This window comes from Moorena sp. SIO4E2, from assembly GCF_010671945.1.
GTDB classification, from domain to species: domain Bacteria; phylum Cyanobacteriota; class Cyanobacteriia; order Cyanobacteriales; family Coleofasciculaceae; genus Moorena; species Moorena producens.
Genome location: NZ_JAAHIE010000221.1, coordinates 1 through 11,240, shown reverse-complemented (window position 1 = coordinate 11,240; position 11,240 = coordinate 1). Strand labels below are relative to the sequence as shown.

The window sequence follows — 11,240 nt, the reverse complement described above, 5'->3', positions numbered from 1 at the left end:
TTTGTAAGCGATGCAGAGGTGCGACCCGTGGCGAATTTAATTCGCCAAGGTCAAGCGCACCTAAGCGGTCTTGGGGGTTTCCCCCACTCGCTATTGCATCAAGAAGCGCAAGAGTTTGACTTCTGACAAATGACTTCTGACAAATGACTTCTGCTATACCTAGAGCGTCAACTGACTTACTGTTATAGAACTTCATTAACACATCTATTTATATATGTCAATAAAAATATGTGTTAAAATATCAGTAAAATCACTTAGAATAAAAGCATGGTAGATGAACCCTGATAATTATCCCCGGAGCTCCAGTTTCCGGGGTTTTCTCTAGGGGTCTATTGATAATTAATACAACTTTCGAGGAACGGTCTTGCCGCTAGTCGTCAATCATCCCCTGCTAAACCTTCCGGATAGTGGAGAAGTAACTCAGAAGAAAGAAATGGTAGATGCACCCTAATAATTACCCCCGAAGCTCACGGTTCGGGGGTTTTCTTTGGTAGATGCTGCCATAGACCATAACTTGGCTGTCAGCTAAAAGTAAAGTCCTCTCTAGGTTTAGCAATCATATAGAATCTTTAGCCATACCTTAGCTTCCGGATTTCAGTAACATCACTCAGAAGAAATAAATGGTAGATGCACCCTAATAATTACCCCTGAAGCTCACGGTTCGGGGGATTTTTTTTGGTAGATGTTGCCATCAGCTCCTCAGCTGGCTGTTGGCTAAGAGTAAATTTATCCCGTGGGTTTTGTGATTGATTGACTAGTAAATTGACTAGTAATCCTTCCGGATATCAATCCCATCAATCAGAAGAAAGAAATGGTAGATGCACCCTGATAATTACCCCTGAAGCTCACGGTTCGGGGGATTTTTTTTTAGGTGCGCTTTCCGGATTAAGAATTAAATTCGCCACGGGTCGCACCTGTAGATGTTGTCATCAGCTCCTCAGCTGGCTGTTGGCTAAGAGCAAATTTATCCCGTGGGTTTTGTGATTGATTGACTAGTAAATTGACTAGTAATCCTTCCGGATATCAATCCCATCAATCAGAAGAAAGAAATGGTAGATGCACCCTGATAATTACCCCTGAAGCTCACGGTTCGGGGGATTTTTTTTTTTAGGTGCGCTTGCCGTTGGCGAATTAAATTCGCCACGGGTCGCACCTGTAGATGTTGCCATCACCGCCTCAGCTGGCTGTTGGCTAAGAGCATATTTATCCCGTGGGTTTTGTGATTGATTGACTAGTAAATTGACTAGTAATCCTTCCGGATATCAATCCCATCAATCAGAAGAAATAAATGGTAGATGCACCCTAATAATTACCCCTGAAGCTCACGGTTCGGGGGTTTTCTTTTTTAGGTGCGCTTGCCGTTGGCGAATTAAATTCGCCACGGGTCGCACCTGTAGATGTTGCCATCAGCTTCTCAACTGGCTGTTGGCTAAGAGCAAATTTATCCCGTGGGTTTTGTTAGCCATTTAGTAGTCATCTTTCCGGATATCAATCCCATCAATCAGAAGAAATAAATGGTAGATGCACCCTGATAATTACCCCTAGGCTCAACGGTTTGGGGGTTTTCTTTTGAAACAGCTGTCGAATCCCTATCAAAGCTAATAGTTACCAGAGACATTCCGGCAATTTTTTCGACTATTTGATTGGTCATAGTTCCGGAGATTAGTAAAGTAACTAAGAAGAAAGAAATTAGATGCAACCTGATCAACACCCCTGAGATCTGATCGGGAGTTTTTTAGCAGTAGATAGATTGCGGTCTATGTAACTAGTTACTAGAAGCACCGTCCAACAATATTTTTCACCCATTTACTTTTCTGAGTGGGGTTGCGATGTGGATGCTCTCACCGCCTAGAGGAAACTTCCTTATTATAAGGCTACATTGATTGGGTGATGATGATTGCTCAGAAAAGACTGAGTGCCAAATAAATTAGCGCGTTAATCGTTTTTAATCCCAGCTCTGACGAGACTGGGTTTTAAAACTTCGCGCTTACTTGCGATCAAGTATCCCGGCTGTTAACAGCCAGAAATTTGGTAGTTTTTAGAAATAGTCCCAACCCAATATATCATACCTAATCTGGTAAGCAATAGCTATGGCTTGGGAGAAAATGGTACACCTAGACCATTTCCCCTGGAGTAGGAGATGCTCCTCTATTCACGCATACCGACTACCCACTGATAAGTTCCATGTGCCAGCAAGTCTTTCACTAGTTCATAAGTAACGCTATAGTTAGACCTTGGTACGGTCAGTCAAGATTTCGTAGCCATCAGTTGTTACCAAAACAGTATGTTCAAACTGAGCGGATAGAGAATTATCGACCGTAACGACTGTCCAACGGTCAGATAGGGTGCGTGTGAACTTAGTACCAGCATTCAAAATTGGCTCAATCGCCAAAGTCATCCCAGCACGCAGCTTGACATTCGGCAATTCCCGGGTGCGGAAGTTGAACACTGAGGGGTCTTCGTGTAAATTTCGCCCCACACCATGACCCGTATAATCCTCCACGATACTATAGCCATAAGTTTGGGCATGGTCTTCAATCGCACCAGCAATGTCTAACAAGTACTTCCCTGCTTTAACCTGTTCGATGCCCTTGTAGAGGGTTTCATTTGCCACCCGAATTAATTGACTCGCTTCTGGTTTAACCTCTTCAATCGGAATAGTAATGCATGAGTCTCCGTGAAATCCCTGATAGTAGGCACCTGTATCAACTTTCAACACATCACCACTGCAAATTACTTTCTTGGCACTAGGAATACCATGAACTACTTCGTGATTAAGGCAGCTGCAGATCGACCCAGGAAAGCCGTAGTAGCCTTTGAAACTTGGGGTTGCTCCCATCTGACGGATCCGCTTTTCGGCATAGGTATCTAAATCCGCTGTGCTCATTCCTGGCTCAACCATTTCAGAAATTTCTTTGAGTACTGTTGCCACAATAGTTGCCGCCTGCCGCATGATCTCAATTTCACGCTCAGATTTGATTTCAATCCGTCGGCGTTTTTTCTTGGGACGGGAGGGATTAGAGGGATTAGTGACTCCTGAAAGCAGGTTACTTAGAATGTTCATTTGATAATTATTAGTTAATTAAGAATTATTAAAGAATTATTATATCTTTCGATTTTCTTTCTATTTTCGGTTCCTAGCTCTATTGAGTAAAAATTCCTAGCAGGATGGATCCCAACACTTCACTAAGAATAGGATAAATCCCCTCTTTCAACAAAAAGTTATTCCAGTTAAGCACAACTTGACATTAATGGTCGATTTTCATTATACTACATATGTCGGAATAGTTAATCAAATCAAGTTTAGAGTTAACTGATGAACAAGTGCGTTTGTACTACTGAAGCAGCATCTCTGTTAGGAATATCTTCTAGACGATTGAGACAACTCCTCCAAGACGGTCGCGTCCGGGGTGCCTATAAAAGCGGCAAATTCTGGATTATTCCTCTGTTCAATCATTTACCGCAAATCATCAAGGGCAGCCGTGGCCCAAAGGGCAAGTGGCGTAAAAGTCGTCCTCCGGCTCTAGCTAAGATCAATGTCAATCGCAATCGCATTGGTAGCAACAAAACTAAACGTCCCGAAGAGCGTCAGCCAGTGATTTCAGTGAAACGAAGCGGCAACAATCTATACGGCAACCAGGTCGAAATTCTTGGTCCGTGTCGGATTGTGTATCAACCGGATCACCCTCTTGATTGTGGTGCTCGTCTGTGGATCGAAACCTTTAGTGATATTCACTTTATCGGTGGTAGTTTTCCCGCCACTGCCTAGTAGAAGGTAGGGTTATATTTACTTTTTTCCGGTTGCCTTTTTCCATAACAACACACTTCCTATACCTAGGATGAGTAAGGCAAAAATCCCTATGGGCAACCACCACTGTAATAATTGAGGCTCTGATGGTGCAGTATCCTCGAAGGATTCTGAAAAGGATTCTGAGTGCTGGTTAAATTCAGGTTCAGTGGTAGGACTTGGCACAGTCGCAGTTTTTTTCCCAGGAGTGACTGTAACGTCGTACTTGATCTCAAATGGCTTAAAACTAGCTCCTGATTTAGGAGTACCGCTTAAGACTAACTCATAGACTCCCGCTTTAGGAAAGACTAGATCAGCTCCAGGAATACCAAGGTATTTTTCAGCTGATATAGCTTTGAGCTGTGGCTCAAGGATAGGGGAATTCCCTTGGTCTGATGAGGATTTAGAATAAACCACTAATTGACAGTCACATTGCTCTAGGGGAATGAGTTGTCCCCCTTGGCGAGTAAGGGCAAACCATGCTAGAGCAGGTTCTCTAGCGCGAGGATTGTGATTGGGTTCAATGTGGAAGGTAGCACCGACATCGGCAGAGGTTTTAATGTTGTGAGAAATTATCGGAAAATACTGCTCAGTTCTGAGTGCTGAGTTTTCAGTAGAGGAAATGTGGGATCGCAGTTGAATGGTCATGGGGGTTAACTCTTAATGCTAAGATTTCTTCAAAGATGCTCTTAGCTCCTAACCAGAAAATGCCGGAGATACAGAGGATATCGAAGATCACACATGAATCTTTTGATTATAAATTGCTATAAGTTCACAATAAGGATGAATGGCTGATGATAATATTTACCATAGTCTTATAGCTAAGGAACATAAGCACGGAATGGTTTTAGATTTGCTGCTGGTCATGACCCTAGGGTTTCTGGGCAGTTTTGGTCACTGTGTGGCAATGTGTGGACCTCTGACAGTGGCGTTTTCCCTATCTCAGCAGCAGGAAAAGTCTCCAAAGTGGCTCCATCAGCTGGGTTTTCATAGTCTCCTTAACCTAGGACGAACAATTAGTTATGCTCTTGTCGGAGCTGCACTTGGGGGTATGGGTTCGGTCTTGATTGCTAGTGGTCAGTTGGCTGGGATTGGCAGTGGATTGCGCCAAGCCATGGCAATTCTGACTGGTTTAATGCTTATTTGGTTTGGCTGTGTGCAGCTTAAACCCGATTGGATTCCCCGTCTGCCCCTATTACACCCCCTATCTAAAGGGATTGGGCATCAACGGCTGACGGTCGCGATGACTAAATTGTCTGGGGAATCTCAGTGGTGGACACCAGCCCTTTTAGGAGGAGTCTGGGGTTTGATGCCTTGTGGATTCCTGTATGCTGCTCAGATTAAAGCAGCGGAAATGGGTAATCTTTGGTGGGGAGCAGCAACGATGCTGGCCTTTGGACTGGGAACGATGCCCATGATGCTAGGAGTGGGTGTATCTGCATCTAGACTCAGTGTTAGCAAGCGCAGCCAGCTGTTTCGCCTAGGAGGCTGGGTTACCCTCACGATTGGTATTTTAACCCTTCTCCGTACCGATGCTATGGTGGATTACACCGGTCATGGGGCGCTGCTGTTACTGATGTTAGCTTTGATTGCTCGTCCGATTAGTCGTTTGTGGGCTGGGCTGTTACGCTATCGTCGGGCTTTAGGAGTGGGGGCATTTGTGTTGGCGATCGCTCATACATTTTTTAGGCTAGACCATGCCTTGAACTGGAAGTTAGATGCTATGGGGTTTATGCTACCGCAGCATAAGTGGGGTCTGTTAGCAGGAATTTTAGCCCTCGTGTTGATTACCCCAGCGGCTCTCACGAGTTTTGACCACTTACAGAAGGGTTTGGGCAAGCTTTGGCGACGGATTCATTTATTGAGTATCCCTGCTTTAGTCCTAGCTGCAATTCATGCCGTGATGATTGGTTCGAGCTACCTGGGACAGTTAGCTTTGACTGGAAACAACCATCTCAGAGCTGTCAGTTTGGGAATAATTACCTTAGGAGTTTTGCTAGTGCGATCGCGTATTGTTTGGTCAGGGTTATCCCTAGAAAAGTTCTACCTTCCCCCCAAATCTTGGTAATGGTTACTGATTTTACACTGAGCTTTTGACCCATCCACTTCAGTGTTAGCTATTCAGTATTACCTATAGTTAACAATATTTTCTCTGCTTCAAGCTAAACCCTATCCAATTTACATGTAAAGTAGCTATAAGGTTGATTTTTTGTTGGCTTTATGGGATTTCGAAATTGGTTAACTGCTACTGCTGTAGCTTGTCTGATTTGGGTGATCAGCTCGGCATTTGCTCCCCCTGCGTTGGCTGTGATCCGCATTAAACTCTCCAACTTGTCTTCCCAGGAGTGTCCCTTAGAAATTGGGAAAGGCAGGGTGATCAGTGGTGGGGGTTCGGCTAGGCAGGCTAGTTGCTATCTGATCAAGGGTAAAGCCAAGAATCCCACTGGCAGAAAGGTGTTTGATGCTGATGTTTTTGGTCGTATCTTGGATGCCAATGGCAATAATACCTTCCCAAATCGGGGTCGCGTGGGGTTAATTGATGAAGTGGAACCAGGAACCAGTGATTTTGAAATCCAGGTTACGGTTCCTGCTAATGTAAAAACGCCTCTGATCCTTAAGGGTTTTAAGGCATCCGGTTTTAGGAACAGAATTGGTCGTTGACTGGTTCAGGATTAAGTGCTGTCGCCCCTGTCTTGATGCAGCGCCATCTTGGTAAGGTCACCTCACCAAGACGGCTTAGGTGCGCCTGACCCGTAATTTAATTCGCCACGGGTCGCACCTATGCATCGTTTTCCCATTTATCCTTTACCTATTCTAGATAAGCTAAATTTAGAGCACGCTAATTTGATACTGTGAACAAGGATTAGAACTTACTATTCTGATTACAGCTGTTGATCACGGCTATGCTAAAACAGCCCAGCTACAATTTGTAGAAGAAAAATCGCCACTATGGGGGAAAAATCTATACCTCCAAGGGGTGGAATGAAGGAACGGAAAATATTCAGGTAAGGGTCAGTAATTGGACTTAAGACAGAAGCGACCTGATTCGCCCAATCCATTGTTTGAAACCAAGTTAACAGAATTCGGACAATTAATAGAACTAGATAGATTTGGATAAAGCTCTGGAGAGTGCTGGTGAGCAGTTCTGTAGCCATAGATTTATAAGCTTTCTTAGTAAGTTTGTATGAGTGTTATGCCTTGATGTTAAGTTTAACGGATTTAGATCACCCTGTGCCTGAAGACCAATGCAGTACAGCTTTAAAATGCCTAAAACAGAATTATTTCATGGCTCAAGCACCCGTTCATGTGTATTTGCCTCAGCTGTACCTTTCACTGTGCTGACTTGTTGACGTACATCGTCAATGGCTGAATTGAGCTGGGCAATTTTGTCTTCCAAACTCTGACGTGCCGCTTCAATGCTTGCTTCTGCCTTTAGTTCGCGCTTTCTAGCCCTAATTGCCTTAGGGTCTGAGCGCTCAGAATTTAACATAGACCGATCTTCCTCATCCTTTTGATTACTTTTACCAGCAGTAACCAAAGCGCCGATTAATCCACCTATCAATCCCCCGACTACTGCTCCAGTCAGGAATCCACTTGCAAAACCATCTTGCTGACTCATGTTGCTCTGTTGCCCTTGATTTGAAAAATGCAGCTTTTATCCAGATTAACCCATCAAGTTTGAGAGGATCTTGCTGATTAGACAAGGGGTTTGCTACCAGCCCTTAATTCATAATATCGTATCGGAAGCGTTTTAGACAAAGCTTTGAAAGCCCGGTCTGGTGAGCGAACCGGGAATGTGAACCTTGGAACCATGATCAGGAAGTCTAGGTAGAGGTGTTCCAGGCAACACCTCTACTATCAATTGGATTTGCTGTCTAAGTCTGTCAGGGTAATAGGGGCTTGTCGCGGTTTCGGTCAAGTTCCAAAAGCGCGATCGCCTGCATCACCCAAGCCTGGTACTATATATCCCTTACCATTGACTTCCTCATCAATCATGCCAGTGTAGATGGTCAAACTAGGATAATCTGCCCCCAACTTTTGTAAGGCTGGTGGTGCTGCTACCACGCTAATAATCCGTGTTAAATCTGGTGTTGCGCCTCGTTTTTTAAGTTCTGACATTGCCAACATCATTGTGCCACCAGTAGCCAGCATCGGGTCGAGAACTAGGACTCGTGTATTTGGGTCAAACTGATTGGGTAAGGTGTTCAGGTAAAAATTGGCTTGTAAGGTTTCCTCATTTCTGACCAGACCAAGGTGATAAACCGATGCCAAGGGCAGCAAAGTTTGGGCTCCATCTAAGAGCGCTAGTCCAGCCCGCAAAATTGGCACAACTACTATGGGTACTTCTGGATTCACCATAGTTACCTTGCACGGAGCTAGGGGAGTTTGCACTGTTAGTTCTTCATTCGGCAACCAATCCCGCATTGCTTCATAGGTCAACCAGCGTCCCAACTCGGTCATAGCGCTTTTGAACAATGGAGGTGGTGTCGAGGCATCACGGGCAACCCCTAGCCAGTGCTTAACTAGGGGATGGGGTGGAACATAGACACGTAGTTGGAGAGTCATAACAGCTAGTAACTATAAGAATTAGTGATAAACAAATTAGGTAGTGTTAGAGGAATTGGGCAGTAGGGTTTTTCGGAATAACCACAAGTCTTAATCTAGTTGATGATAGTTTCAAGTTTTACATTGATGAACACAGTATTAAGGAGTGTTTGCTTGATTCAAGCAAACCCTATACAAGTTGTCAAAATAGAGACAGCACTCAAAGGGTTTGCTGATCCTTGTAACTATGCCAATAATACTGTTAAGTCGTCAATTACAAGCAAAAAAACCCCGTCAGCTCAGATATACATCTGAGGGGGTCACCGGGTGTGGGCTGGGGCGGGGGACCCTGGTGTAATGATTGCCTTAGTTCCCAAAAAGTTTTCCTTACAGGTTCGCCCACACCCAGTAAGGCTAACAAGGCTGCTTGTTAGCCTCCCCGGTGGATGGTTACCTAACACTCCCGACACTCCCGACACTCCCCTTTTCGGGAAAATGGCTCCCTAAATGTTAACATTTTTTATCAACAAGCTTATAGTAGTAATAAGTGTTCTCCTCTCATTAAGGATAGGCGGGTGGGACCGGTACGCAGCAGCAGGCTGGTGCCCACTTTTTTTTTTGCATTGGTAATGAACTCCTATCTCAACAAGAAACGCTAAACTCAGATCCATCAGTTAATCTATTTAAATTGCTAATTCCATGACTGCTGGATCCCAACCTTGCCCATCAAGCAATCAATCCCATACCATTTCCAATCAATCGGTATTTGATACTATTGTGATTGGCTCTGGTATTGGGGGGCTAGTAACCGCAACTCAGTTGGCAGCAAAGGGAGCGAGTGTGCTGGTGCTAGAAAGCTATATCATTCCTGGTGGTAGTTCGGGTTACTTCGAGCGAGAGGGGTATCGCTTTGATGTGGGAGCATCAATGATTTTTGGGTTTGGCACCAAGGGGACAACCAATCTACTTACCCGAGCCCTTGAGGCTGTCAATGTCAGTCTGGAAACAATTCCAGATCCAGTACAGATTCACTATCATCTCCCTGGTGGTCTAGAGCTAAAAGTCCATCGAGAGTATGAGAATTTTTTGCAAGAACTTACTGCTCACTTCCCTGACCAACGCCAAGGGATTCGCAAATTTTACGATGAATGCTGGAAGGTCTTTAATTGCCTGAATGCGATGGACTTACTGTCCTTGGAAGAACTTGGCTATTTGACCAGAGTATTTTTCCAGCATCCCTTGGCTTGTTTGGGTTTAGTGAAGTACCTACCCCAAAATGTGGGAGACATTGCTCGTAAGTATATTAGCGACCTTGAGTTGCTGAAATTTATAGACATGGAATGTTATTGCTGGTCTGTGGTACCTGCTGACAAAACACCGATGATTAATGCTGGTATGGTGTTTTCTGACCGACATTACGGTGGGATTAATTATCCGGTAGGAGGTGTAGGAAAAATCGCCCAAAAACTAGTGGAGGGATTGGAGAAAGCTGGAGGTCAGATTCTTTATAAAGCTCGAGTGGGGAAAATTCTGCTGGAAAAGGGCAAGGCAGTGGGTGTCCAGCTAGTCAATGGTAAAGAGTATCGAGCAAAACGAATTGTTTCCAATGCTACCCGTTGGGATACATTTGAGAAATTGCTGCCAGCTGACCAAATGCCAAGAGTTGAGCGGAAATGGCAACAGCGTTATCAGAAATCACCGGGTTTCTTGAGTTTACATTTAGGGGTAAAGGCAGATGTTTTACCACCTGGTACAGAGTGTCACCATATTGTCCTAGAAGACTGGGAAAATATGGAGGATGCGGAGGGGACTATTTTTGTTTCGATTCCTACCTTGCTTGATCCCAATTTAGCGCCAGAAGGCTATCATGTTTTCCACACCTTTACCCCGAGCTGGATGGAAGATTGGCAAGGGTTATCCCCTCGTCAGTACGAACATAAGAAGGAAGAGGCAGCTGGAGGCTTAATTGAGCGACTGGAGAGGATTTTTCCTGGCTTAGATGCTGGATTGGATTACATGGAGGTGGGAACACCACGCAGTCATCGACGATTTTTGAACCGTATGGATGGAACCTATGGGCCAATTCCCCGCCGCAAATTAATGGGATTGTTGGGAATGCCGTTTAATCGGACTGCGATTCCAGGGCTTTATTGTGTTGGGGATAGCACCTTTCCGGGGCAAGGTTTAAATGCAGTAGCGTTTTCGGGATTTGCTTGTGCTCACCGTATTGCTGTGGATTTGGGATTCTAGGTAGAATGCTTCTTAGGGAACAGCGGGGGAATAGGCAATAGGGAACAGGCAAGCTAGCAATAGGCAAGCTAGCAATAGGCAATAGGGAACAGGCAAGCTAGCAATAGGCAAGCTAGCAATAGGCAATAGGGAAAAAATCCTGTGTACGTCATTAATATGAGAATCGCTATAAAATATAGCGGTTTGCGACTTTGTTAAGTACATATTTATGGTTTTTTATAGAACAGGGAACAGCGGTTCACCGGAACAGGGAATAGAGCAATTGGCATCCAATCTAAGTTATTTATTATTGCCAATTAAGAAGTGGAATTTATCTTTTTTGTCCCATTTTCATAATTAACTTATCTGCAAAGGGCTATAAGTATTCAAACGCCAATCAGATCACACTCGCCACAGTTCCCAAACCTCCTTCTGTTTCCCTATTCCCTGGGTGCATCTCACTTGTGCAAAAACACTCTTCGGCAATAGAAAGCTAATATCATTTTATGACAATTACCTTTAATAAAAATCTCCCCCATCTCCCCACCCTCCCAGGGTTATTTCATTCTGGATCTAGGTAACGAGTTTACAGTCTTTCAGCCATCACTAACCGGAATTATCGAAGGCTGAAAAGACGTATCCTCGTAAATGCATAAAATATTGCAATTTAGAATGAAAC

Annotated in this window: 10 protein-coding genes; 4 read left to right on the top strand and 6 right to left on the bottom strand. The window is 44.3% G+C overall.

What is annotated here, in order from left to right:
- Positions 1 to 2,227 precede the first annotated feature (2,227 nt).
- Positions 2,228 to 3,064, bottom strand: coding sequence for a type I methionyl aminopeptidase (map, locus tag F6K37_RS21140; RefSeq protein WP_287251945.1), 837 nt, complete (start codon positions 3,062 to 3,064; stop codon positions 2,228 to 2,230).
- A gap of 252 nt (positions 3,065 to 3,316) precedes the next feature.
- Here map and F6K37_RS21135 point away from each other — a divergent pair, with 252 nt between their 5' ends.
- Positions 3,317 to 3,769, top strand: a complete 453-nt coding sequence (locus F6K37_RS21135) for a MerR family transcriptional regulator (RefSeq protein WP_287251943.1) — start codon at positions 3,317 to 3,319, stop codon at positions 3,767 to 3,769.
- 18 nt (positions 3,770 to 3,787) lie between these two features.
- Here F6K37_RS21135 and F6K37_RS21130 read toward each other — a convergent pair whose 3' ends face one another.
- Entirely contained in the window at positions 3,788 to 4,435 is a 648-nt protein-coding gene (locus F6K37_RS21130) for a hypothetical protein (protein WP_287251941.1), read from the bottom strand.
- A 139-nt stretch (positions 4,436 to 4,574) separates the two neighbouring features.
- On the opposite strand from F6K37_RS21130, the gene F6K37_RS21125 reads away from it, so the two are divergent.
- Together F6K37_RS21125 and F6K37_RS21120 are read left to right on the top strand one after the other, a co-directional pair.
- Complete coding sequence (locus tag F6K37_RS21125) at positions 4,575 to 5,855, top strand: urease accessory protein UreH domain-containing protein (RefSeq protein WP_008179691.1); 1,281 nt, start codon at positions 4,575 to 4,577, stop codon at positions 5,853 to 5,855.
- A gap of 152 nt (positions 5,856 to 6,007) precedes the next feature.
- Positions 6,008 to 6,448: a hypothetical protein gene (locus tag F6K37_RS21120; protein WP_287251939.1), complete on the top strand. Its 441-nt coding sequence runs from the start codon at positions 6,008 to 6,010 to the stop codon at positions 6,446 to 6,448.
- Positions 6,449 to 6,693: 245 nt separating this feature from the next.
- On the opposite strand, the gene F6K37_RS21115 is transcribed toward F6K37_RS21120, so the two are convergent.
- From F6K37_RS21115 to upp, 3 genes are all read right to left on the bottom strand, one after another.
- Positions 6,694 to 6,942, bottom strand: a complete 249-nt coding sequence (locus F6K37_RS21115) for a YggT family protein (protein ID WP_008179693.1) — start codon at positions 6,940 to 6,942, stop codon at positions 6,694 to 6,696.
- Between the two features lie 128 nt (positions 6,943 to 7,070).
- Positions 7,071 to 7,406 (bottom strand): ssl2009 family thylakoid membrane protein, encoded by a 336-nt coding sequence (locus tag F6K37_RS21110; protein ID WP_008179694.1) that lies wholly within the window; start codon positions 7,404 to 7,406, stop codon positions 7,071 to 7,073.
- Between the two features lie 296 nt (positions 7,407 to 7,702).
- Positions 7,703 to 8,353, bottom strand: coding sequence for a uracil phosphoribosyltransferase (gene upp / locus F6K37_RS21105; protein WP_008179696.1), 651 nt, complete (start codon positions 8,351 to 8,353; stop codon positions 7,703 to 7,705).
- A gap of 678 nt (positions 8,354 to 9,031) precedes the next feature.
- On the opposite strand from upp, the gene crtH reads away from it, so the two are divergent.
- Entirely contained in the window at positions 9,032 to 10,582 is a 1,551-nt protein-coding gene (crtH, locus tag F6K37_RS21100) for a carotenoid isomerase (RefSeq protein ID WP_287251936.1), read from the top strand.
- Positions 10,583 to 10,594: 12 nt separating this feature from the next.
- Here crtH and F6K37_RS21095 read toward each other — a convergent pair whose 3' ends face one another.
- Positions 10,595 to 10,786, bottom strand: coding sequence for a hypothetical protein (locus F6K37_RS21095; RefSeq protein ID WP_131827021.1), 192 nt, complete (start codon positions 10,784 to 10,786; stop codon positions 10,595 to 10,597).
- Between the last annotated feature and the right edge of the window lie 454 nt (positions 10,787 to 11,240).

Excerpts from the sequence above, each read along its gene's own strand:
- map (WP_287251945.1), bottom strand. The coding sequence starts at position 3,064 with ATGAACATTCTAAGTAACCTGCTTTCAGGAGTCACTAATCCCTCTAAT.
- F6K37_RS21135 (WP_287251943.1), top strand. The coding sequence starts at position 3,317 with ATGAACAAGTGCGTTTGTACTACTGAAGCAGCATCTCTGTTAGGAATA.
- F6K37_RS21130 (WP_287251941.1), bottom strand. The coding sequence starts at position 4,435 with ATGACCATTCAACTGCGATCCCACATTTCCTCTACTGAAAACTCAGCA.
- F6K37_RS21125 (WP_008179691.1), top strand. The coding sequence starts at position 4,575 with ATGGCTGATGATAATATTTACCATAGTCTTATAGCTAAGGAACATAAG.
- F6K37_RS21120 (WP_287251939.1), top strand. The coding sequence starts at position 6,008 with ATGGGATTTCGAAATTGGTTAACTGCTACTGCTGTAGCTTGTCTGATT.
- F6K37_RS21115 (WP_008179693.1), bottom strand. The coding sequence starts at position 6,942 with ATGGCTACAGAACTGCTCACCAGCACTCTCCAGAGCTTTATCCAAATC.
- F6K37_RS21110 (WP_008179694.1), bottom strand. The coding sequence starts at position 7,406 with ATGAGTCAGCAAGATGGTTTTGCAAGTGGATTCCTGACTGGAGCAGTA.
- upp (WP_008179696.1), bottom strand. The coding sequence starts at position 8,353 with ATGACTCTCCAACTACGTGTCTATGTTCCACCCCATCCCCTAGTTAAG.
- crtH (WP_287251936.1), top strand. The coding sequence starts at position 9,032 with ATGACTGCTGGATCCCAACCTTGCCCATCAAGCAATCAATCCCATACC.
- F6K37_RS21095 (WP_131827021.1), bottom strand. The coding sequence starts at position 10,786 with ATGTACTTAACAAAGTCGCAAACCGCTATATTTTATAGCGATTCTCAT.